Source organism: Mesorhizobium sp. M7A.F.Ca.MR.245.00.0.0 (assembly GCF_003997415.1).
In the GTDB taxonomy this organism is placed as follows: domain Bacteria; phylum Pseudomonadota; class Alphaproteobacteria; order Rhizobiales; family Rhizobiaceae; genus Mesorhizobium.
Genome location: NZ_RZTE01000022.1, coordinates 64347 through 86968, shown reverse-complemented (window position 1 = coordinate 86968; position 22622 = coordinate 64347). Strand labels below are relative to the sequence as shown.

22 protein-coding genes are annotated in these 22622 nt (G+C 63.3%); 11 read left to right on the top strand and 11 right to left on the bottom strand.

All coding sequences use genetic code 11. The features are described from left to right. The first annotated feature begins 93 nt into the window (after window positions 1-93). Both EOB80_RS21555 and EOB80_RS21550 read left to right on the top strand, forming a co-directional pair. Window positions 94-522, top strand: coding sequence for a phasin family protein (locus EOB80_RS21555; RefSeq protein WP_127267529.1), 429 nt, complete (start codon window positions 94-96; stop codon window positions 520-522). Window positions 523-713: 191 nt separating this feature from the next. Next, window positions 714-1211 carry a MaoC family dehydratase gene (locus tag EOB80_RS21550; RefSeq protein WP_127267530.1) on the top strand — a complete coding sequence of 166 codons (498 nt, stop codon included), beginning with the start codon at window positions 714-716 and terminating at the stop codon, window positions 1209-1211. Window positions 1212-1250: 39 nt separating this feature from the next. Here EOB80_RS21550 and EOB80_RS21545 read toward each other — a convergent pair whose 3' ends face one another. Next, window positions 1251-2705, bottom strand: a complete 1455-nt coding sequence (locus tag EOB80_RS21545) for an MFS transporter (RefSeq protein ID WP_127329595.1) — start codon at window positions 2703-2705, stop codon at window positions 1251-1253. 128 nt (window positions 2706-2833) lie between these two features. Here EOB80_RS21545 and EOB80_RS21540 point away from each other — a divergent pair, with 128 nt between their 5' ends. After that, the gene (locus tag EOB80_RS21540; protein ID WP_127329593.1) at window positions 2834-3727 is read left to right on the top strand and encodes a LysR family transcriptional regulator; all 894 of its coding nucleotides are present in this window, start codon (window positions 2834-2836) and stop codon (window positions 3725-3727) included. Between the two features lie 49 nt (window positions 3728-3776). On the opposite strand, the gene cml is transcribed toward EOB80_RS21540, so the two are convergent. Then, entirely contained in the window at window positions 3777-4973 is a 1197-nt protein-coding gene (cml, locus tag EOB80_RS21535; protein WP_127329591.1) for a CmlA/FloR family chloramphenicol efflux MFS transporter, read from the bottom strand. A gap of 213 nt (window positions 4974-5186) precedes the next feature. Next, on the bottom strand, window positions 5187-6596 hold the full coding sequence (locus EOB80_RS21530; protein ID WP_127329589.1) for a PLP-dependent aminotransferase family protein: 1410 nt from the start codon (window positions 6594-6596) through the stop codon (window positions 5187-5189). 104 nt (window positions 6597-6700) lie between these two features. On the opposite strand from EOB80_RS21530, the gene EOB80_RS21525 reads away from it, so the two are divergent. After that, the gene (locus EOB80_RS21525; RefSeq protein ID WP_127329587.1) at window positions 6701-7591 is read left to right on the top strand and encodes a DMT family transporter; all 891 of its coding nucleotides are present in this window, start codon (window positions 6701-6703) and stop codon (window positions 7589-7591) included. A 121-nt stretch (window positions 7592-7712) separates the two neighbouring features. Here the strand turns inward: EOB80_RS21525 and EOB80_RS21515 are convergent, their stop codons facing one another. Both EOB80_RS21515 and EOB80_RS21510 read right to left on the bottom strand, forming a co-directional pair. After that, window positions 7713-8753 (bottom strand): zinc-dependent alcohol dehydrogenase family protein, encoded by a 1041-nt coding sequence (locus EOB80_RS21515; protein WP_127329585.1) that lies wholly within the window; start codon window positions 8751-8753, stop codon window positions 7713-7715. Between the two features lie 98 nt (window positions 8754-8851). Then, a complete protein-coding gene (locus tag EOB80_RS21510) occupies window positions 8852-9313 on the bottom strand; it encodes a helix-turn-helix domain-containing protein (RefSeq protein ID WP_127321572.1) in 462 nt (153 codons plus the stop codon). Between the two features lie 102 nt (window positions 9314-9415). On the opposite strand from EOB80_RS21510, the gene EOB80_RS21505 reads away from it, so the two are divergent. Continuing rightward, the gene (locus tag EOB80_RS21505; RefSeq protein WP_127329583.1) at window positions 9416-10657 is read left to right on the top strand and encodes an MFS transporter; all 1242 of its coding nucleotides are present in this window, start codon (window positions 9416-9418) and stop codon (window positions 10655-10657) included. Window positions 10658-10762: 105 nt separating this feature from the next. After that, window positions 10763-10975 (top strand): hypothetical protein, encoded by a 213-nt coding sequence (locus tag EOB80_RS35440; protein WP_245463653.1) that lies wholly within the window; start codon window positions 10763-10765, stop codon window positions 10973-10975. A 149-nt stretch (window positions 10976-11124) separates the two neighbouring features. Here EOB80_RS35440 and maiA read toward each other — a convergent pair whose 3' ends face one another. Together maiA and EOB80_RS21490 are read right to left on the bottom strand one after the other, a co-directional pair. Further along, window positions 11125-11775 (bottom strand): maleylacetoacetate isomerase, encoded by a 651-nt coding sequence (gene maiA / locus EOB80_RS21495; protein ID WP_127321574.1) that lies wholly within the window; start codon window positions 11773-11775, stop codon window positions 11125-11127. A 4-nt stretch (window positions 11776-11779) separates the two neighbouring features. Next, window positions 11780-12475, bottom strand: a complete 696-nt coding sequence (locus tag EOB80_RS21490) for a fumarylacetoacetate hydrolase family protein (protein WP_127329581.1) — start codon at window positions 12473-12475, stop codon at window positions 11780-11782. Between the two features lie 174 nt (window positions 12476-12649). On the opposite strand from EOB80_RS21490, the gene EOB80_RS21485 reads away from it, so the two are divergent. Next, window positions 12650-13333: a response regulator transcription factor gene (locus EOB80_RS21485; RefSeq protein ID WP_164762678.1), complete on the top strand. Its 684-nt coding sequence runs from the start codon at window positions 12650-12652 to the stop codon at window positions 13331-13333. Window positions 13334-13371: 38 nt separating this feature from the next. On the opposite strand, the gene EOB80_RS21480 is transcribed toward EOB80_RS21485, so the two are convergent. Beyond that, the gene (locus tag EOB80_RS21480; RefSeq protein ID WP_127329577.1) at window positions 13372-14712 is read right to left on the bottom strand and encodes a hybrid sensor histidine kinase/response regulator; all 1341 of its coding nucleotides are present in this window, start codon (window positions 14710-14712) and stop codon (window positions 13372-13374) included. A 14-nt stretch (window positions 14713-14726) separates the two neighbouring features. Further along, complete coding sequence (locus tag EOB80_RS21475; protein WP_127329575.1) at window positions 14727-15911, bottom strand: FIST signal transduction protein; 1185 nt, start codon at window positions 15909-15911, stop codon at window positions 14727-14729. A 264-nt stretch (window positions 15912-16175) separates the two neighbouring features. On the opposite strand from EOB80_RS21475, the gene EOB80_RS21470 reads away from it, so the two are divergent. The 4 genes from EOB80_RS21470 to EOB80_RS21455 all read left to right on the top strand — a co-directional run bounded on the left by EOB80_RS21470 (window position 16176) and on the right by EOB80_RS21455 (window position 21318). Beyond that, window positions 16176-16673, top strand: coding sequence for a (2Fe-2S)-binding protein (locus EOB80_RS21470; RefSeq protein WP_127291588.1), 498 nt, complete (start codon window positions 16176-16178; stop codon window positions 16671-16673). Window positions 16674-16795: 122 nt separating this feature from the next. After that, the gene (locus EOB80_RS21465) at window positions 16796-19144 is read left to right on the top strand and encodes a xanthine dehydrogenase family protein molybdopterin-binding subunit (RefSeq protein WP_023812221.1); all 2349 of its coding nucleotides are present in this window, start codon (window positions 16796-16798) and stop codon (window positions 19142-19144) included. An 85-nt stretch (window positions 19145-19229) separates the two neighbouring features. Beyond that, on the top strand, window positions 19230-20027 hold the full coding sequence (locus EOB80_RS21460; protein WP_127329573.1) for a xanthine dehydrogenase family protein subunit M: 798 nt from the start codon (window positions 19230-19232) through the stop codon (window positions 20025-20027). A gap of 268 nt (window positions 20028-20295) precedes the next feature. After that, window positions 20296-21318 carry an acyltransferase gene (locus EOB80_RS21455; protein ID WP_127329571.1) on the top strand — a complete coding sequence of 341 codons (1023 nt, stop codon included), beginning with the start codon at window positions 20296-20298 and terminating at the stop codon, window positions 21316-21318. Window positions 21319-21360: 42 nt separating this feature from the next. On the opposite strand, the gene EOB80_RS21450 is transcribed toward EOB80_RS21455, so the two are convergent. Further along, window positions 21361-21858 carry a GNAT family N-acetyltransferase gene (locus EOB80_RS21450; protein WP_127329569.1) on the bottom strand — a complete coding sequence of 166 codons (498 nt, stop codon included), beginning with the start codon at window positions 21856-21858 and terminating at the stop codon, window positions 21361-21363. Next, window positions 21855-22613, bottom strand: coding sequence for a copper homeostasis protein CutC (locus EOB80_RS21445; RefSeq protein ID WP_245466411.1), 759 nt, complete (start codon window positions 22611-22613; stop codon window positions 21855-21857). Before EOB80_RS21445 ends, EOB80_RS21450 begins: the two co-directional genes overlap by 4 nt. Between the last annotated feature and the right edge of the window lie 9 nt (window positions 22614-22622).

Here is a 22622-nt window from a genome sequence, read left to right as displayed (position 1 = left end):
TCACTCCTCCGTGTCCGAATGGACTCACGGCATGCGAGTGCTATTCTCCCGCCGAGGGTGCCCGCATCATGCGGCAAAGGGGAGCAAACGAGCATGGCGAAACAACCGGAATCCGATTCCTTCATGGACATGTTCGGCAGGTTCGGCCGCGACCTGAAGGTGCCCAATGTCGATGTCGAGGTGATCCTCGCCCATCACCGCAAGAACCTCGAAGCGCTGGAGAAATCGGCACGAGCCAGTGCCGCCGGCGCGACCTCGCTGTTGTCCAGGCAGCGCGAGATGCTGGAGGACACGCTGCGCGAGGTCACGGACATGGCGCAAAGCTACAGGGCGCCGGGCAATCCGCAGGAACTGATGACCAAACAGACGGAGTTTGCCAGAAAGTCTTTCGAAGTCGCATTGAAGAATGCGGGCGAAGTGGCTGAACTGGTCAAGAAATCCGGCGCCGAATCGGTCGACATCCTGCGCACGCGCATCAAGGAGGCGATGGAGGAAATCCGCGCCGGCTACGAGAAGAAGTAGCGGAAATGGCCGAGGCTGGCTCGTTGCTGCCAGCGGCCCCTGAAGCCTGGAAATCCCGATTTAGCCTGCGACTGCGCTCGCGGCGTGGCACGATTGCGGCCGAAACCGGCGGAACGGATTCGCGCCGAGCGAATTGACAGAGGCCGTCAGTTCGTGGTCCGGAGGCTTTGGAAGCGATCGGGAAACCAGGAATGAACGAAATACGGCCTAAAGCGCCGCCGACCTACGAGCAGTTGAGGATGATGGCCGGGCAGGAGCTTGGCGTATCGGAGTGGACGACGGTCGACCAGAACCGCATCGACCAGTTCGCCGAATGCACCGGCGACCACCAATGGATCCATGTCGACCCTGAAAGGGCGCGGCGGCAAAGCCCGTTCCGCACGACGATTGCGCATGGCTATCTGACGCTGTCGATCATCGGCGCACTGGCGCTCGGCATGGGCATCGTGCCCGAGAACACCCAGGCTGCCTTCAATTATGGCTTCGACAAGGTGCGCTTCCTGGCGCCGGTCAAGGTCGGCGCGCGCATCAGGCTGCGCATCACGCTGCTGTCCATGGAGGACAGGGGGCCCGGCCAGTATCTCATGAAGGCAGCCAATACGGTCGAGATCGAAGGCGAGGAAAAGCCTGCTTTGACGGCTGAAACGCTGGTCATGCTCTATGAACGCCGCAAGCGGGCAGGCGCCTGAGCCTGTTTGGGAATTCTACTCTCTGAGCGGTGTGGCGCGTCACGAACCCCTGGATTCCGTGCGGCCTGCGGCGCGGGCAGAGAGCAGCGCGAAGACCAGCGCGACCAGCGCCAGCACTGTCGCCGTCTGAAATGTGACCTGCATCCCCCGGGCGGCCTCGGAACTCAGAAGACCAATGCTTTGGTGCTTTTCGGCCGATGCGACGGCGAATATGGCACCCATCAACGAGGCGCCGGTGATCAGCCCGAGATTGCGCGAAAGGTTGAGCAGGCCGGAGACGACGCCGCGCTGGCCGGCACTGATGCCGGCCATGACGGCTGCATTGTTGGATGTCTGGAACAGCGCGTAGCCGATGCAGGTGACGGTGATCGGAACGACATAGCCGGCAATGCCGAGCGTCACCATGGCGAGCGACAGCAGGAACGTGCCTGTCGTGAGGCTGAGCAGGCCGGCGACCATCATCTTGTGGGCGCCGAAGCGATCGGTCAGGCGTCCAGCCACCAGCGCCGACAGGGCCGAGACAAGCGGCCCGGTCGACAGCACGAGGCCGACCATTGCGGCATCGAGCCCAAGTCCTCGCGAAAGATAGAACGGGGCAACCACCAAAGTCGCCATCATTACCGTCGCGACAACGAGGCTCATGGCGAGGCTGGCGCTCAGTTGGAAGTCGCGGAAGCTGGCAAGCTGGATCAAGGGGTTTTTCACACTCGCCTGCGCGGCGGCGAAAAGAAAAACACCGATGCCGGCAGCGACCAGCAGGCCGACGTTGAGCGGTCCGAAATTGCCTCTGCCAAGCGTCATGGCCAGCGCATAGGCGGCCAATGTCAGGGCCAGCAGGGCAGTGCCCATGACATCGAACGTGCCTCGGTCGAGCCGCGCGGTTTTATTGCGTGCCGGCAAGGCACGCCAGGCGAGAGCGAAGGTGAGCACACCCAGCGGGACATTGACGAGGAAGATCGCGCGCCAGCCAAAGCCGGCGATCAAAAGGCCGCCGAGCGAGGGGCCAAGTGTCGTGCCGATCGCGGACATGGCGCCGAGCAGGCCCATGGCGCCGCCAATTCTGTCTTTGGTCACGGTTTCGACGACAAAGGCCAGCGTCAGCGCCATCATCAGCGCCGCGCCAAGTCCCTGCACGGCGCGTGCGGCGATCAGCAGCCACAGCGTCGGCGCCAGGCCGCAGAGCACCGATGCCGATGTGAACAGCGCAATGCCGCCAAGCAGCAACGGCCGGCGTCCAAACATGTCGGCCAGCCGGCCGGCGCTGACGATCAGTGTGGTGATGGCGAGCAGATAGGCCAGAACAACCCATTGTACGGACTGGAACGTCGCGCCGAAATTCTGCATCAGCGACGGCAGCCCGACGCTGGCAATGCTGGTTCCCAGCGAGGATAGCAGCGTGGCGAGCGACAGGCTTGCCAACGCCCAGCCGGCGGATTGCATCCGTGGCGGCGCCGATGTCAGCCGCCCGTCCCGATTTTGCTCAGCGATTGCCACGGCGATCTCCTTCCATCAGTCCCACAACCGGAACTGCTGGAGATCTAGTTCCTTGGCCAATGTGGCGGAAGGCGCAGCATTTGCATCTTATTCGTGCGTTTGGCGCCATATGATGCCATGATCTGCCGATGACATCACCCGATCTCAACTTATTGTTCGCTCTCGACATCCTGCTGACCGAAGGCAGCGTGGCGCGTGCCGCCAGCCGCCTGCGCCTCAGCCCCTCGGCGATGAGCCGGACGCTGGCGCGGTTGCGCGAGGCTACGGGCGATCCGCTGCTGGTTCGCGCCGGTCGCGGCCTGGTGGCGACGCCGCGTGCGGAAGAACTGCGACAACAGGTGGGCCGTGTCGTCCAGGATGCGGAGGCGCTGCTGCGCCCTGCCACCTTGCTCGATCTCCCGAGCCTGGACAGGGTCTTCACGCTGCGCACCAATGAGAGCTTCGTCGAAGAATTCGCACCTCGTCTCGTTGCCCGTATCCAGGCCGATGCGCCCGGCGTGCGGCTGCGCTTTGCGCCGAAGTCCGATAGAGACGTCATGTCGCTGCGCGATGCGGCGATCGACCTGGACATAGGCGTCGCTGGCGAGACCGGACCGGAGGTGCGCATCCAGGCATTGCTTCGCGACTGCTTCATCGGCGCCGTGCGAATGGGCCATCCGTTGAGCGAGGGCGCGGTGACGCCGGAGCGCTATGCCGCAGGCCGGCACATCAGCGTTTCACGGCGTGGCCGCGAGAAAGGGCCGATCGACGAGGCTTTGAACCGGCTCGGGCTGCAGCGGACGGTCGTGTGCATGGTTTCCGGGTTCTCGGCAGCCCTTGCCATGGCCCGCACATCAGACCTGATCGCAAGCGTTCCGGAGCGGCATACCGAGGGTGCACGCACCGGCATGCACAGTTTTCCCCTGCCGGTTGCCACCGCCGAGGTCACCATCTCCATGCTCTGGCATCCGCGCCTCGATGCCGATCCGGCGCAACGCTGGTTGCGCGACCGCGTGCGGGAGGTCTGCGCGGCGTCGCGCTGACAACGATGAGAAGCCTGCGCCAACCGCCCAGGCTTCTCATCTGTCCCGTCTATTCGGTTTGGCGTTTCTGCAAATGCCTCAGTGCGCCTAGTGTGAGCGTCGCCATGACCGAACAGTAGCCCACCAGCGGCCACGCCGTGTCTCCATCAAGCAGGATGACGAACAGCGTGCCGAGGATGCCGACGACAAGGCTCTGGATGCAGAAGTAGAGCGCGACGGCGGTTCCCGCGACATCGCCGAACGCCTCGAGTGCACCGTTCGCGGTGACTGAGACAGCGAAGACGATACCCGCGGCAACGACCCACATCGGTAAGACGAATGTCGCGAAGGACGGCGCCGCGAACAGTTGCCCGGCCGCCAGCAGAGCCGCGCCGAGCAGCAACATCGCCATGCCTCTGATAGCACTGCCCGCAATGCCCCAACGTGCAATGAACTTTTTGGCGAAGCGGGTGGTCACGATCATCACCAGCGCCGCGGTGGCGAAGGCCAGGCTGAAACCGAGCTGTGAAAAGCCGGCGCGGTCCATGAGCACCCGGGGCGCCGTCGAAAAGAACACGAAGAAGGCGCCCATGGCGGCACTGAAGCCGAGCGTATACGCCCAGAAGGCGAAGCTGGAGAGAATGGGACGAAACGCCATTCGCCTGTCGTTGCCATTCAATGGTCGTGTTTCATGCCATCTCGGCCATGCATTGAGGGTGGCGGCTACCGCCAGACCGCCGAGCGTCAGGAAGATCGCGCGCCAGCCGAGATTGTCGGCGATCAACGCACCGGCAATCGGCCCTAACGCCGGCACGAAGGCCAGCATCGAACTGAACAGGCCGTAGATGACGGCACTTTCAAGCCTCTGCGCATAGACGTCTCGAACCGTTGCAAAGGTCGCAACGAGAACGGCGGATGCACCGATGGCCTGCACGACCCGCAAGGCAACGAACACCATGGCCAGCGAGGTGCAGGCGAGCAGGACGGAAGCGCCTGCAAACAAAAGCGCGCCGCCGATCAGCACCGGACGCCTGCCCATCCTGTCGGAAATCGGGCCGAAGACGATTTGGCCGAGCCCAAGACAGATCATGTAGAGGCTCAGCGTCAGTTGGATGACATCAGGCGTTGTCTTGAGGATCTCCGGCATCGCCGGGACGATCGGGAGGTAGATGTCCATGGCCAGCGAGGCCAGGATGTCGAAGGGCGCCATCAGCACCATGGCTGCTGGCAGGGAAGTGGTCCATGTCGGGTTTTTTGGACAAGGCATGATTGAACATCCGCTCAAATGGCTACATTTGGCGGCGATCTGCCGTTCTCACTGAAGATGGGAAATGACGGGCCGCCGCAACAACGAACTGCTGTTGCGGCCTACTTGTCTGCTGACTTGCTGGTTCCCATAGTCGCTATCCCGGATCGCGCGGATATTCTCTCGACGCGCAGATCCGTCCCTTAGCAGCCGGAGGTTGTCCAGGCAACAGGATCAGCTTGGTCGCGCCATCGCTGCCTCGATCACCCTGAAAATCCGCTCGTCCGTGCATTGGGCGACGTTGAAGCGCAGGAAGCGGCCAGCCGTCCCGGACAGGCTGAATGCGTTGCCGGGCGCCAGCACGATGTTGTCGGCCAGCGCGCGGCGGGCCACTTCAGCCGCATCGACGCCATCCGGCAGGCTACACCACAGGAACAGGCCAGCCGGCTGGTCGATCCAGGGTGTGATGCCGATCGCCTTCAGGCGGGCGCCCGTCTCGCCCATGGCGCGCGCAAGCCGTGCGCGGAGCAAATCCATGTGCTTGCGGTAGCTGCCGTCCTTCAGCAGGGTCAGCACCAGTTCGGCCGCAAGCCGGCCGCCGCCAAAGGTGGTGGCGATCTTCAGGTCGGTCAGGGGCTCGATCCAGTCGCGGGGGGCTGCGATGAAGCCGCAGCGAACCGACGCCGACAGCGTCTTGGAGAAGCTGCCGATGTGGACGACGCGGCTCAGGCCATCGAACGCCGCCAGCCTGGGGGCGGGCGCATGTTCGAAATCGGCGAAGATGTCGTCCTCGACGATAGTCAATTCCGACTGGTCGGCGAGCTTGAGCAGCCGATGGGCGGTGACTGGCGACAGCACCGCGCCGGTCGGGTTGTGGATGGCGGAATTGGTGATGTAGAGGCGCGGCCGATGCTCGGCCAGCGCCTGCGCGAACAGATCGATATCCGGCCCCGACGGCGTGTAGGGAACGCTGACGACCTTGGCCCGGTGGGCGCGCAACAAAGCATGGAAGTTGAAGTAGCAGGGGTCGTCGACCAGCACGGTGTCGCCGGGCTCGATCAGGAACCGGCACAACAGGTCGATGGCCTGCGTGCCTGATTCCGTCAGCATGATCTGCTCGGGAGAGGCCTCGATGCCGTGCCCGGCCATACGCCGCGCCAGCAATTGCCGCAGCGGCGGCAGGCCGAGCGGCGTGCCGTAATCGGCCAGTGCGACATCGTCGGCACGCGCTACCGTGCGCAGTGCCCGGCGCAGACCTGCCTGCGGCATCCACGAGGCCGGCAGCCAGCCGCAGCCGGGTTTCAGCATGTCGTCGCCGGCCTCCAGGGACTGGCGTGAGATCCAGAGTGGATCGACCGCGCGGTCGAGGCGGGGACCAATCTCGGCCAGCGACAGCGGCGCCAGCGATCCGGCGGCATAGAATCCGGAGCCCGGCCGCGAGCGGATCGTCCCTTCGGCGGCGAGCCGCTCATAGGCTTCGACCACAGTGGATTTGGACACTCGCATGGATTTGGCAAAGGCGCGGATCGACGGCAATTGCGCTCCCGGCGTCAGGCTGCGCGCCGCGATCCGCTGGCGGATCGTCGCCATGACACCTTCGACCAGCGTTCCGCTGCTCTCGCTTCCTGTGGTCTGTTTGTCCATCCGTACTGCTCTGCCAAGCATGACAGTTTTGCATAATTGTACCGCATTGTCTCTGGCGATACCACCGGCTCCGCGCGATACGGAGCCGACAAACGGAGCATACGATGGACAAGACCGCGAGCGGCTGGATGAATGGATTCATCGGCGTGTTGATCTTCAGCGGCTCGCTGCCGGCAACGCGCGTGGCGGTGAAGGATTTCGATCCGACATTCCTGACGTCGGCCCGGGCGGCGATTGCCGGACTGCTTGGCCTGGCGCTGCTGCTTCTGTTCCGGCAGAAACGCCCGGAGCGCGGCGATCTGCTGTCGCTGGTGATCGTCGCACTTGGCGTGGTTGTCGGCTTTCCCTTGCTGACCGCGTTGGCGCTCAAGCACGTCACCACGGCCCATTCCATCATCTTCGTCGGCCTGCTGCCGTTGGCGACCGCGATCTTCGGCGTGCTGCGCGGCGGCGACCGTCCGCGCCCGGCGTTCTGGCTGTTTTCATGCATCGGCAGCGCGCTGGTCGCGGGTTTTGCCCTGACGCAGGGCGTGACGGCCTCGCCGGTGGGCGATGGTCTGATGCTGGCTGCCATCATCGCCTGCGGCCTGGGCTATGCCGAGGGCGCTGCGCTGTCTCGCAGGCTCGGCGGCTGGCAAGTGATCTGCTGGGCGCTGGTGCTGTCGCTGCCGATCATGCTGGTGCTGACGCTGATGACCATGCCGCCTTCGTTCGACGGCGTCGGCGTCAGTGCGTGGATAGGGCTTTCCTATGTTTCGCTGTTCAGCATGCTGATCGGCTTCGTGTTCTGGTATCGCGGGCTGGCGCAAGGCGGCATCGCCGCGGTCGGGCAGTTGCAGCTGCTGCAGCCATTTTTCGGATTGGCACTCGCAGCGACGCTGCTGCACGAGCAGGTCAGCCCGCTGATGGTGGTCGTCACGCTTGGCGTCGTGCTCTGCGTCGTAGGCGCCAAGCGATTCGCGAAGCAGGAATTGCCACGACGCGCGACCGCCTGACGACGGTGCCGTCCTCGCCCAATGCATGTCGCCCAAAAGTGGCCCCGGTTTTGGGAGAACGACATGCATAAAAACAAGGACCTAAAGCGCGTCGCCTGGATCCGTTCAAACGCGACGCGCTTTAGAACTTCGTCACCACCCCAATACCAATGCCCTCGAAGCCGCCCATCGCCATCAAGGCCGCGGGCGCCTCATCGAGACTGATTCTCTTGCCGACCAGCAGTTCGGGCTTCAGCTTGCCGTTGCGGATCATGTCCATCATCGCCTGGTAGCGGTAGGCCTGCATGCCGTGGCTGCCGAGGATTTCGAGTTCGAAGGCGATCACCTTGTCCATCGGCACCTGCGGCCGGGCATGCTCGCCCAGCATCAGGCCGACCTGCACATGGCGGCCGCGCCGGCGCAAATTGGATATCGAATTGAACGAGGTGGTGGGGTGGCCGAGCGCGTCCATCGACATATGCGCGCCGCCATTGGTGATCTGCTTGACCGCCTTGACCACGTTCGGCGTCGTAGATGCATTGATGGTGGCGACGGCGCCGATCTTTTTGGCAAAATCCAGTTTCTCGTCGGTGAGATCGATGGCAATGACATTAGCGCCCATGGAACTGGCGATCATGATCGCCGACAGGCCGACGCCGCCGCAGCCATGCACCGCGACCCATTCGCCCGGCTTCACCCGGCCCTGGTCGACAATGGCTCGAAACGAGGTGACAAAACGGCAGCCGAGGCTGGCGGCGGTGGCGAATTCCATCTCGTCGGGCAAGCGCACGAGATTGGTGTCGGCGTGCTCGATGGCGACATATTCGGCAAACGAGCCCCAGCCGGTGAAGCCAGGCTGCGTCTGGTGCTCACAGACCTGGTGATTGCCCGAATTGCATTCGAAGCAGCGGCCGCAGCCAACGGCGAACGGCACCGTGACGCGCTCGCCGGCCTTCCAGCGGGTGACCTGCTTGCCGGCGGCGACGACGATGCCGGCCAGTTCGTGGCCCGGCACATGCGGCAGCGTGATGCCGTCGTCATGACCCATCCAGCCATGCCAGTCGCTGCGGCACAGACCGGTCGCCTCGACCTTGATGACGACGCCATCGGCTGCCGGCTTCGGATCGGGAACGGTCTGGATCGTCGGCGCTTCGCCGAATTTCTCGAAGACGACGGCTTTCATCGGTCACTCCACCCTCTGTGCTGCAGGAAACGATAGCCGATTCCCTGTCTGGTCGAGCGGAAATCGATTCCGCCACGCCTGTTGGCAGGCAGCAGCTCTTAACCGGTTTCGCGGTTGCGAAAGTCGGCAAGCCGGGTTTCGCCGGGGGCAAGCAGCCGACCGTCCTCGGCATGGACTTCCAGGCGCTTGATCGGCCGGCCGGTGAGATTGTCGACCATGAAGGTATAGGGTTCGCCCGGTCCGGCGAAGTAGGTCTCGCCCCATTGCCGCAGGGCAACCAGGACATAGAACAGGCCGCGTCCCTTTTGCGTCAGCACATATTCATGATGCGCGCTGCCGTCGGGTGCCGGGACCGTTTCGAGGATGCCATGCGCGACGAGATTGCGCAGCCGCGACGACAGGATGTTCTTGGCGACGCCGAGGCTCTTCTGGAATTCGCCGAAGCGCCGCAAGCCGTCGAACGCGTCACGCACGATGAGCAGCGACCACCAGTCGCCGATCGCGTCCAGTGGTCGCGCTATGAGGCAATCCGCTTCGTGGTGGCTCGTTCGTTTCACCATGGCAGTCGTTGGTCCAGCATTCGATTTTCGGTTGCAACATAAAACTGTTTTGCCTATCTAGCAAGAGGTTTCAAGTTGAAACCTTTTATGGAGAGAGCAGACATGAACATGCAGGTGGCGAACAGCGGCGCAACAAGCCTCGAGCAATCCGATGGGCCGCCTCGGGTGGCGCCGCCGCCTGCGGGATTGTCACGATTGACCGCGCTGATCTTCGCCATCGCCTGCGGCCTGAGCGTTGCCAATGTCTATTTCGCCCATCCGCTGCTCGACGCCATGGCGCATGATTTTGCTATCGCGCCGGCCTCGGTTGGCATCGTGGTGACGGTAACGCAGATCGGCTATGGGCTCGGCCTGTTCTTCATCGTGCCGCTGGGCGACCTGTTCGATCGCCGCAAGCTGATTGCCGGGCAGGCGATTCTGTCTGCCGTGGCGCTGGTGGCGGTCGGGGTCGCGCCCAATGCGGCGATGCTGCTGGCGAGCCTGGCGGTGGTCGGGCTGCTTGCGGTGGTGGTGCAGGTGCTGGTCGCCTTCGCTGCCGACCTCGCCGTAGCGTCGCAGCGGGGGCGGGCGGTCGGCACCGTCACCAGCGGTGTCATCCTGGGCATCCTGCTTGCCCGCTTCGCTTCAGGGGTCGTCGCCGATTTCGCCGGTTGGCGCTGGGTTTATCTTGTCTCGGCCGGGTTGACGCTCGTCATGGCGATGGTTCTCTACCTCATCCTGCCGCGCCATGAGGCGGAGCGGCCACGCACATCCTATCCGCGCCTGCTCGCTTCGGTGCTGCTGCTGTTCGTACAGGAGCCGCTGCTGCGCGTGCGGGCGGTGCTGGCCATGCTGATCTTCGCCAGCTTCAACGTGCTGTGGGCGCCGCTGGTGCTGCCGTTGAGTGCTGCGCCATTTTCACTTTCGCATACCGAGATTGGGCTTTTCGGCCTTGCGGGCGTCGCCGGCGCGCTCGGTGCGCGCTGGACCGGCGGCCTCGTCGATCGCGGACGCGGCCAGTTGGTCACCGGCTTCAGCCTGCTGCTGATGATGGCAGCCTGGCTGCCGATCGCCTTCATGGGCATGTCGCTGTGGCTGCTCGTTGCCGGCATCGTCATGCTCGATCTGGCGATCCAGGCCGTCCACGTCACCAACCAGAGCCTGATCTTCGCGCGGCGCCCGGATGCGCGCAGCCGACTGGTTGGCGGCTATATGATCTTCTACTCGGTCGGCAGCGCCCTGGGCTCCATCGCCTCGACCATGGCTTATGGTGCAATGGGCTGGAATGGCGTCTGTGTGCTTGGCGCCGGCATCGGCCTGTTGGCGCTGCTGTTCTGGGCGTTGACTCTGCGCGTCGGCAGATAGGCCTATGGCGACGGCGCGGTGTCGAGAAGCGGCTGCCAGGCTCGGAACCAGTCGCTCGCCTCGGCCTGCCACGGCCAGATGCCCGTCCACAGTGGGATAGATCAGTTGGAGAACACCGAAATCCAGGCCGTCGTAGAACCAGAGGTCCCAGCCGAAATGCTCGCGGTAGTGGTCGATATGAACGGCGCCGAATTGACAGTCGAAACCTTCGATAAAACCGGGCGATCGCTGCCCTGGTTGGAAAACCTCGCCGGAGCGGACGCGGCTGCAATACTCGTTGATGATGAACTGGGAGATTTTCCGGCTTCAGGCCGATGACGATGAGTTCCGGCGCCTTGAAGTTGTGCTCTATTCCAACCGAATAGGTGGAAGGCGGATCGTCGCCTTCCTCCAGCACATGCAAGATGTGGCAGCCATAAGCCTCTATATCGGCCAGCGCCTTGGCTTCACCTGGGTCGGTGGCTTTTCTACTCGGCATCGATCTGGTTCTGGGGCGCGGCTTTCTGGAAGGCGGGCAGCGCCAGGCAGGCGGCGTTGATGCGCGCGATCGTCGGGTAGGGGGTCAAGTCGACGCCGAAGCGGGAGTTGCTGGCAATCTGCGCGGCGAGGCAGATGTCGGCCAGGCCCGGCGCATCGCCATGGCAGAATGTACCCGTCTCCGCCGACGACGCCATGATCTTTTCAAGCGGCCGGAAACCCTCGTTCACCCAGTGGCGGAACCAGTTGGTGATGTCTTCGTCGCCGGCGCCGAACAGAGTGCGCAGCGAGGTCAGCACACGCAGATTGTTCACCGGGTGGATGTCGCAGGCGATCATCTGCGCCAGCATTCTCACGCGGGCCCGGCCGGCCGGGTCCTTCGGCAGCAGCGGTGGTTCCGGGCTGGTCTCGTCGAGGAATTCGATGATCGCCAGCGATTGCGTCAGCAGCGTGCCGTCGCCGAGGATCAGCGCCGGCACCAGCCCTTGCGGATTGACCGCGAGATAGGCTGGTTCCAGATGCTCGCCATGGCGCAAATGATGCGGGACGTAGTCGTAGCTCAGCCCCTTCATCTCCAGCGCGATCCGCACCCGATAGGAGGTGGAGGAGCGATAGTAGTTGTGCAGGATGAGTTCGCTCATGGCCTCACTTCGGTTGGCCGATGGTCACTTCGATGGTCCCGATGCCGTCGACGCCGCCGGTTATGGTGTCGCCGGGGCCAACCGCGCCGACCCCTGCCGGCGTACCGGTGAAGATCAGGTCGCCGGGCTCGAGTTCCATCGCCTCGCTGCAGATCGACACGATATCCGATATCGGCCAGATCAGTTCGGCGAGGTCGGCGTCCTGCCTGACCTTGCCGTTGACGGCGAGCCAGATGCGGCCTTTCCGTGGATGGCCGGATTCCTGCGCTTGCACCAGCGGGCCGCAAGGGGCGGAGCGGTCGAAGGCCTTCGACCAGTCCCAGGGCCGGGCGGCCTTCTTGGCCTCGTCCTGCAGATCGCGGCGGGTGAGGTCGATGCCGACACCATAGCCCCAGACATGGTCCAGCGCCTTGTCGCGGGGAATGCGGAAGCCGGCTTTGCCGATCGCGGCCACCAGTTCGATCTCGTGGTGCAGATTGGCCGTCAGCGGCGGGTAGGGGATAGCGGTGCCGGAATCGACCACCGCGTCGGCCGGCTTGGTGAAGAAGAAGGGCGGATCACGCTCGTCATTGCCGAATTCGCGGGCATGCGCCGCGTAGTTGCGGCCGACGCAGTAGATACGGCGCACCGCAAAACGATCGGACGAACCGGCAACGGCCACCGATGCGGTTGCGGGCAGGGGAAGGACGAATTCTGTCATCAAGGGTCTCTGCTTGGTTGCCGGAACATTCGACCGATTTAGGGCCTGGACAAGGCGATTTGGTCGAGAAAGTGCCGGCGGCACTTTCCGCCGGAGATGGCGATATACTATTTGGCAATAATCTGGCCATGGTGGAGAGGTTATTCTAATCGCTCACGAACTGAAATGAACCCCATGACCGCAACCCACGATCGCGCCCGGTTCCTGATCATCGACGACCATCCGCTGTTTCGCGAGGCGCTGCACAGCGCCGTGCAGATGGCCTATCCGGAAGTCGACACGGTGGAGGCGCGCTCGATCACCGAGGCGCTCGATCTTCTGGCCGATGCCAAGCCGTTCGACCTCGCGCTTCTCGACCTCTCGATGCCCGACGTGCACGGTTTTGACGGGCTGCTGCAACTCCGGACCCGCTATCCGCGCCTGCCCGTGGTCATCGTCTCAGGCTATGAGGAGCCGAAGATCATTTCCGAGGCGCTGTCCTACGGCGCTGCCGGCTTCATCCCGAAATCGGCGCGCAAGAGCGACCTCGCCGCCGCCATACGCTCGGTGATGGAAGGCGCGATCTATGTCCCGGAAACCTATGAAGGCCGCACGCCGGACGCCGACAGCGTCGACCGCGCCGACATGGTGCAGCGCCTGTCGACGCTGACGCCCCAGCAATTGCGCGTGCTGCAGATGCTGCGCCAGGGCCTGCTCAACAAGCAGATCGCCTACGAGCTGCAGGTCGGCGAGACGACCGTGAAGGCGCATGTCTCGGAAATATTGCGCAAGCTCAATGTCTACAGCCGCACGCAGGCGGTGATCGAGGTTTCGAAGCTGGACAATGCCGAGCTGTTTCGGGATCAGGCGGGATTTTGAGCTTTGCTGCGCTCGGCCCTCTGGAGACAAATGACTAGTTAAGCCAGCAAATGCGCCAGCAGCGCCCTTAATTGCGCAGGCTTCAGCGGCTTGCGCATCAGTTCGATGCCGCCAGAGCGGGCGGCTTTGGCGACCGCTTCCGAACTGTCGGCGGTGACGATCAGCGCCGGCACGGCGCGGCCGAGATAGTCGCGGACTTCGGCGATGGTCGTGGTGCCGAGATCGCCGCCGTCGAGATGCTGGTCGGCAATGACGATGTCGGGCACCCAGTCGGTGTCGCCAAGCATGTCGAGCGCATCGTCGGTCGAGGTCGCGGCCCGCACCAGGCATTGCCAGCGTTCGAGCAGGAAGGTCATGGCCTGCAGCACTTCGACATCGTTCTCGACCAGCAGCACCTTGGTGCCGAACAGGCCATAGCCGCGCGGCCGTTCCATGTCGGCAACGCTGGCGATGGTATCGGCTGGCGCACCGATGCCGACCGGAACATCGATGTGGAAGATCGTGCCGCGTCCGACCTTCGACGAGAATGTCACGGGATGGCCGAGCGCGCTGGCCATGCGGCGCACGATGGCGAGCCCGAGCCCGAGACCGCCACCGTCCAGTTCGGCATTGGCCGGCGAGGTGCCGCGATGGAATTCCTCGAACACCGCCTCGCGCTGGTCGTCGGGAATGCCGCAGCCCGTATCGGCGACGTCGATGCGGATGGTGTCGCCGCGATGCCTGGTGCCGACAAGCACGCCGCCCGAGCGTGTATAGCCCAGCGCGTTGGAGAGAATGTTCTGCAGGATGCGGCGCAGCAGCGTGCGGTCGGAGCGGACCACCGCATGGACCGGCCGGAATTTCAGCGACAGGCCTTTCATCTCCGCCACCGGCAGGAAATCCGAGCGGAGCGACGAGAACAGCGCTTCCAGGCTGACATCGCTTATGTCGGGCTGCACCACGCCGGCATCGAGCTTTGAGATGTCGAGCAGGGTTCGCAGCAGGTCCTCCATCGTCTCCAGCGAGCGCTCGACCTGCCGCACCAGTTTCTTGCCCTCGTCGCTGGTCTGAACTTCGGCGAGCGCCGAAACCGAGAGATGGGCCGCGTTCAGCGGCTGCAGCACGTCGTGGCTGGCAGCGGCGAGGAAACGGGTTTTCGACAGGTTCGCCAGTTCGGCGTTTTCCTTGGCGGCGCTGAGGTCGATGTTCGACTGCTCCAGCCGGCGCAAGGTCGAGTGCAGTTCCTCGGTACGTGTGCGCACCCGGTTTTCCAGCGAAATCGCGGTCTGGAACAGCGAAAAGGCGTTGCCTTGCTGGTCCATAGAGCGCTCGACGCGGCTGACCAGCGCCGCGTTGATCTTCTTCAGCTTTTCAAGATCGTTTATGTCCCTCAGCGGCATCTTGTTGCGCCGTCCTATTCCGCCGCCTGGCGTTCGCCGAAGGCGATGCCGGTGAAAGTCTGGTTCAGATGCATCGACCGGTACTGTTCGCCATAGGTGCCGAAGCCGATGACATTGTTGACCCGGTAGAGTTCCGAGATCTCGCGAAACACCTGCCGATTGCGCGCGTCCAGCCGGCGCAGCACGCAGTCGAAGCCGAGGATCATGTCGATACCGCCAAGCCTCTCCTCGACATCGCGCAGGGCGGCGCGCGTCGATTCGACCATGTCCTTGGGTTGAGCGATCGACAGCACAACGCCATCGTCTATGGCGCAGAAGAACGACAGCGAGCCGTCGGCATGCATCTTCTGGATCGACCGGCAATAATATTGGCCGCCCACCTTCACCACCACGGGATGCGAGGCGAAGCTCAGTGGCGTCAGCATCTGCGCGACGATGCCGACGGACGCGGAATATTCCTGCGCCGCATTGGTGGCATTGAACTCGCGCACGATGCGATGATCGGGATCGGAAGCCGTCACCACCAGTTTTTCATCGGTGGGAACGAAATTGTCGGTCTTGAAGACATGGAAGGGAATTTCGGTCGATATCAGCACGATGATGGCGCTGTCGGAGGTGACCTTGCCGTTCGAGATCAGGCGCGTCGTCTCGAATTTCAGATCGTCGCCGGCGGAGCCGCCAAGCAGCGGAATGTCGTCGAGGCCCCAGTGGATGGCTGAACTCACCGCTTCTTCGGCATAAGAGAGCCCGTCGATGAAGCAGAGCGCGAAAGTGCCTTTCGTCCGATCGCAACCAAGGCGCGCGCGCAGCGATCGCCGCAGGGTCTCCACCTCGCCGGTGATCCTGTCCATACCCGACGAGGACAGATTTTCGACCATCACGCTGACGGCGGTGAACGCGGTGGACGGAAGCAGCATGGCCAGCACATGGCCATCCTCGAGACCTTGCGGCGTGATCTCGCCGGCAGTCGAACAGCCGGCGTGGTGGAGCGCCGGTGCGTGGGTCATGAGCGCCTGGGAAAGGGCGCTGGCTTCGACCAGGCTCTGGGAAAAGAACAGCAGGGCAAAGCCTGCGTCGATGGCGGCTGCTTCCAGTGCGATCGCCTTGGCGAACGCCTCCATGTCGGGCTCGTCCGTGGTGAGCGCCGACAGGCCGCATGCATAGCGCGTCTGTGAATTGGCCAGCGATGTTCTCCGCATTTCCTCCGACGCTTTTTTGTGCGCGGCTGTTTTTAAATGCTTCTGGCGCGCGGGCGTCGACCGACATTGTTGCCTTCAATCGGCGGTTTGGCAATGGGGCCACCGGCACCGCATGTTTGGGCGCGGCCATGACCGAAAGTACAATGTTCCGCGTTTGCGACGTGCTGTTTTTTGTCCGATGTGCGGTGTACGAATAATGCACCACCGAAGCGCGAATACCGCGTCGGCAGCGTGGATACCAAGGTTGATACCCAGGGAGGGACCATGTCGGACGTTTCGTTGATGGTGAACGGAAAGCGGGTCAGCGGTGCTGCCGAGGACCGAACACTTCTGGTTCACTTCCTGCGGGAAAATCTCGGCCTTACCGGCACGCATGTCGGTTGCGACACCTCGCAATGCGGTGCCTGCGTCGTCCACGTCGATGGCAAGGCGGTCAAATCCTGTACGATGCTCGCGGTGCAGGCCTCCGGCTCCACCGTGCTGACGATCGAGGGCCTGGCCAATGGCGCCGACCTGCATCCGGTGCAGGCCGCCTTCAAGGAACATCACGGGCTGCAATGCGGCTTCTGCACGCCCGGCATGATCATGACGGCGACCGACATGATCAGCCGCCACCCCGAAGGGCTCGACGAGGCGACGGTGCGTGCCGAGCTCGACGGCAACATCTGCCGCTGCACCGGCTACCACAACATCGTCAAGGCGATCCTCGCCGCATCGATGACGATGAAGGGGTCGAAGGGTAAGGCGAAACAAGCTGCTTAGGCAAGGGAATAAGGGAGTAGGGCAGTAGGGGAGTAGGGCAAAAAGGCCAACGCAACGAGGCCCTTTTCCCTACTCCCTTACTCCCTACTGCCCTACTCCCATAAATTCCGGAGGAATTTCTGATGGGCATTGAAGGTGTTGGCGCTCGGGTCGCGCGCAAGGAAGACAAACGGTTCATCACGGGCGCCGGCCGCTATGTCGACGACATGGTGGTTCCCGGCATGAAGCACGCCGCCTTTGTGCGCAGTCCGCACGCGCATGCGCAGATCAAGAAGATCGATGTGAAGAAGGCCCAAGGCATGCCCGGCGTCATCGGCGTGCTGACCGGCAAGGAACTCAAGGCCGACGGCATCGGCAATCTCATCTGCGGCTGGATGATCCACTCCAAGGACGGCTCGCCGATGAAAATGGGAGCGTGGTCGCCACTGGCTTTCGACCGGGTCCGTTATGTCGGCGACGCCGTCGTCATCGTCGTCGCCGAGACCAAGGGGCAGGCGCGCGACGCCGCCGAGGCGGTCGAGATCACATACAAGGAGCTGAAGGCCGTCGTCGATGCCTCCAAGGCGATGGACAAGGGTGCGCCGCAGATCCACCCCGAAGCGGACAACAATCTGATCTTCGACTGGGACATCGGCAACGCCGACGACACCGCGGCGGCCTTCGGGAAGGCGGCCCATGTCGTCAAGATGGACATCATCAACAACCGGCTGGTGCCCAATGCCATGGAGCCGCGCGCCGCACTTGGCCATTACGACAAGGCCGAGGATCACTATACCTGCTGGACGACCTCGCAGAATCCGCATGTGGCGCGGCTGGTGATGAGCGCCTTCTACAATGTGGCGCCGGAAAACAAGCTGCGCGTGATCGCGCCCGATGTCGGCGGCGGCTTCGGCTCGAAGATCTACATCTATCCCGAAGAGATCGTCTGCCTGTGGGCGTCGAAGAAGACCGGCGTGCCGGTCAAATGGGTGGCCGACCGGACCGAGAGTTTTCTGACCGACGCGCATGGCCGCGACCATCACACCCATGCTGAAATGGCCTTCGACAAGGACCACAGGATCCTCGGCCTGAAGGTGGAAACCCAGGCCAATCTCGGCGCCTATATGTCGCTGTTTTCATCGGCGACGCCGACCTATCTCTATGCGACGCTGCTGTCGGGCCAGTACAACATCCCGGCCATCCACGCCAATGTGAAGGCGATCTACACCAACACCGCGCCCGTCGATGCCTATCGCGGGGCAGGGCGGCCGGAAGCGACCTTCGTCATGGAGCGCATGATGGAGACGGCGGCACGCCAGTTCGGCGTTTCGCCGGCCGAGCTGCGGCGCAAGAACTTCGTCACAGCGTTTCCGCATCAGACGCCGGTCATCATGTGCTATGACGCCGGCGACTATGCCGCTTCGCTCGATGCGGCAATGCAGGCGTCGGACTATGCCGGCTTCGCCAAGCGCAAGGCCGCCGCCGCCAACAAGGGGTTGCTGCGCGGCATCGGCATGAGCTGCTACATCGAGGCCTGCGGCATCGCGCCGTCTGCGGCCGTCGGCTCGCTCGGTGCCGGTGTCGGCCTTTGGGAATCGGCGGAAGTGCGCGTCAACGCGGTCGGCACGATCGAGGTGCTGACCGGCTCTCACAGCCACGGCCAGGGCCATGAGACGACCTTCGCGCAACTGGTCAATGAGCGCTTCGGCGTGCCGCTCGATTCGGTCTCGATCGTGCATGGCGATACCGACAAGGTGCAGATGGGCATGGGCACTTATGGCTCGCGCTCGGGTGCGGTCGGCATGTCAGCCATCGTCAAGGCGCTCGACAAGGTCGAGGCCAAGGCCAAGAAGATCGCGGCGCACCTGCTTGAGGCCGACGAAGGCGACATCATCATCGAGAACGGCGCGCTGAAGGTGGCCGGCACCGACAAGAACGTGCCGTGGTTCCAGATGGCGCTGGCCGCCTACACCGCCCACAATCTGCCTGGTGGCATGGAGCCCGGGCTGAAGGAGACGGCGTTCTACGATCCGTCCAATTTCACCTTCCCCGCGGGCTGCTACATCTGCGAGGTCGAGGTCGACCCGGAAACCGGCGTGACCGAGATCGTCCAGTTCGTCGCCGCCGACGATTTCGGCAACATCATCAACCCGATGATCGTCGAGGGCCAGGTGCATGGCGGGCTGGCGCAAGGCATTGGCCAGGCGCTGCTCGAAGGCGCCTATTACGACAACAGCGGACAATTGCTGACCGCGAGCTACATGGACTACACCATGCCGCGCGCCGGCGATTTGCCGTCGTTCAAGGTATCGACCTCGAACACCCCTTGCCCGGGCAATCCGTTGGGGATCAAGGGTTGCGGCGAGGCCGGCGCCATCGGCTCGCCGCCGGCGGTGATCAACGCTATCACCGACGCCATCGGCAGCAACGATCTTGCCATGCCGGCTTCGCCGTCCACCGTGTGGGCCGCGATCCGCGCGACGAAACATTGAACGCGAATGGCGAATAGGGGTAGCGAATAGGGAAGAGAATGTTCGCTACTTCCTGCTCGCTCTTTCACCCAGGGGAGAAAGACAAATGTACGCAGTCAACTATCATCGCGCCGCCTCGGTCGCCGATGCCGCCAAGCTGATCAAGACCGGCGACGCCAAGCTGCTTTCGGGCGGTATGACGCTGATCCCGGCGATGAAGACGCGGCTTGCCGCGCCGTCCGACCTTGTCGACCTGTCGCGGATCACGGAGCTGCAGGGCGTCACGGTGTCGGGCAAGACCGTCACCATCGGCGCTGCCACCACGCATAATGCTGTTGCCAATGACGAGAAGCTGAAGAAGGCCTGTCCGGCGCTTTCCCATCTGGCATCGCTGATCGGCGATCCGGCGGTGCGCCACAAGGGAACGATCGGCGGCTCGATCGCCAACAACGATCCGGCGGCCGATTATCCGGCGGCGCTGCTGGCGTTGGGCGCGACCATCGTCACCAACAAGCGCGAGATCGCTGCCGACAAGTTCTTCAAGGGCCTGTTCGAGACCTCGTTGAAGGATGGCGAGATCGTCACCGCCGTCACCTTCACCGCGCCGGCCAAGGCGGCCTATGAAAAATTCCGCAATCCGGCATCGCGCTACGCCATCGTCGGCGTGTTCGTGGCCAAGGGCAAGGATGGCGTCAGCGTCGCCGTTACCGGTGCCGGCGACGACGGCGTTTTTCGTTCGAAGGAGATCGAGGCAGTATTAGCCGGGAACTTCGCGGCCTCGGCACTCGAAGGGGTGAAAGTGCCGGCGAAGAATTTGATGACTGACATCCATGCCTCGGCCGACTACCGCGCCAATCTGATCGCGGTGATGGCCAAGCGCGCGGTGGCTGCCGCCAACGCCTGACACGATCCGTTGTGGACACGGAGAAGGGGTCATGCGGCCCCTTTTCCTTTTGTGGCGACCTGTAGTTGTCCAAACTTTTAATGGAATCGCCCTGCACCAATCGTTTGCCTGAGCAATTTCTTCCGCCGACACTTCACCTGGAACTGCACCGGCGGCAATCTCGCACTTGCACAAATCCATATTGCACTGCAATATGGATTTGGGCGGGAATGCGAGCCGGGTTCGAAATGTCGTGCCCTTTCGCATGCCTATTTGCGAGAGGATCGGCATGACCGACATTTCCGCGACGCATGTCGTTCCGTCCCGATCCGCCGCCGACAGATCAACCAGAACAAGACTGGCCTATCTCGACGGCTGGCGCGGGCTTTCGATCGCACTGGTGCTGATCGGCCATTTCTTTCCGGTTCCGGGAATCAATCTTGGCGTGCTGGGCGTCGAATTCTTTTTCGTGCTCAGCGGCCGGCTGATGGGCGAGATCCTGTTCATCGAACGCTACCCGCTGAAAAAATTCTTCAAACGCCGCTTCTCCCGCATCTATCCGGCTCTTTTGGTCTTCGTAGTCGTCGCGATGATTGCGCTGTCCGGCACATTCATCGCCTTCAAATGGAAGGCGGCGCTGACGGCGCTGACATTCACCTACAACTATGCCGGCATTCTCGTGACGCGGGCAGGGGCTCTCGACCATATCTGGTCGCTCTGCATCGAGGAGCACGCCTACATCATCCTGGCGCTGATCAGCGTCATCGTCTCAAGTCGCTCTCGCGTGGTCGTGCTGCTCCTGGCGCTGGCCTTGCTGGCCATGGCCAATGGTGCGGTTTCGTACTGGGTCTTCGGCATGGACTACGAAACCACTTATTGGCGCACCGACGTGCACATCGCGTCGATCCTGCTGTCGGCTTCGATCTGCCTGCTGAAGGCCGACGGCATGCTGCCGGCGTTTTTGAGAGGCAAGCATGTGGCCCTGGTGGCAACGATCTGCGCCGTTGTCCTGTTCCTGGATCAGGTGCCGACGCCGATCCACTATCTCTTCGCGGTGCCGCTGCTGGCTCTGGCCGTCAACGCACTCGATTTCAGCCCACGGTATTTTTCCGGATTGCTGTCCTCCTGGCCGATGGCGACGTTGGGTCTGTGGTCGTATTCGCTCTATTTGTGGCAGCAGCCGTTCTACAAATTCGTCTATGAGCAAGGCAGCGCGCCGATCCCGATGCTGGCCGCGGTCTTCGCTTGCGCGGCCTGCAGCTATTACCTCATCGAGCGCCCGGCGCGCGAATGGCTCAACCGCAACTGGTGAGCAACAGGGCGTTCAGGCCGTCTTGCGGTGCGCCCGCCCTCGCTATGCCTGCAGCGGTCTGACGTAATAGCGGACTGCTTTCTTGCCGCCGTGGATGACGGCGTCGCCGGCCTCAGTGAAGCCAAGGGCGGCGTGAAAGACATCCGAGGCGGGGTTCGGCGGGTCGGTGTTGACTTCGCAGGTGACCAGATTGTAGCCGGCGCGCTCAACATGGCCGAACAGATCCTGATAGAGCCGGCGGGCATGGCCGCGGCCGCGCGCATGCGCCGCCACGACGACGCGGTCGACATAGACGAACCGCTCATAGCGCTCGCGGAACCACAGGAAATTCGGGCTGTCGTAGCGGGCGTCCTGGTCGAAGGTCATGATGAAGGCTTCGAGATCGCCGATGCGCCTGGTGTAAAACGCTTCGCCGAGCAGGAAGGACAGCTTTTCGGATTGCAGCCATGACAGTTCGGCGGCATGCTCGTTGTTGAGCGCCAGGATCGCCGCTTCGTCTGCGGCCGACACACGGGCTATCGGGGCAGGGGTCGAGGTCATGCCTTGGCCGCCGCGATCGTTGCCGCCACCAGTGATGTGTCGGTGAGCGTGTTGCGATACTCGCGATCGAGATCGGAGCCACCCATGCCGACATGGGGATTGCGGTAGTCCATGGCACTCGGCACATCCTTGAGGGCGGCGAAATGCATTTCGGAAAGGCCGGTTTTGCTGCGCACTTCGGCAATGTTGTGCAAATCCAGTCCGCCGCAGCCGAGGATGACGATGCGCTCGCCGGCCTGCCGCACCAGATCCGCCAACAGCGGCAAGCCTTCGATGGCAGTGTCACGCAGGCCGCTGGTCAGCACGCGGCCGACCTTGCTGCGGATCAGCGATTCGAGCGCCTCGGCCGGGTCGCGCGTCATGTCGAAGGCGCGATGACAGGTGACGTTCAAGGGGCCTGCCGCCTGCGTCAGTTCGCTCATGCGCGCCTCGTCCATGGTGCCATCGGCGTTCAGGCAGCCAAACACCACGCCGGGCACGCCGAGTTCGCGCAATGCCGAGACATCGGCCAGCATCGAGGCATATTCGGTCTCACTGTAGAGAAAATCGCCGCCGCGTGGCCGCACCATGACGTGAAACGGCACACTTGCCTGCTCGAGGGCGGCGCGGACCGTGCCGAGGCTCGGCGTGATACCGCCTTCGATCAGGCTGGCGCATAGTTCGACCCGGTCGGCGCCGGCGGCTTGGGCCGCGAGAAGGCCGTCAATGCCTTCGACACAGATTTCGATCAGCGGAAGGCGGAGAGCTTTGGTCAAGGGGCGATC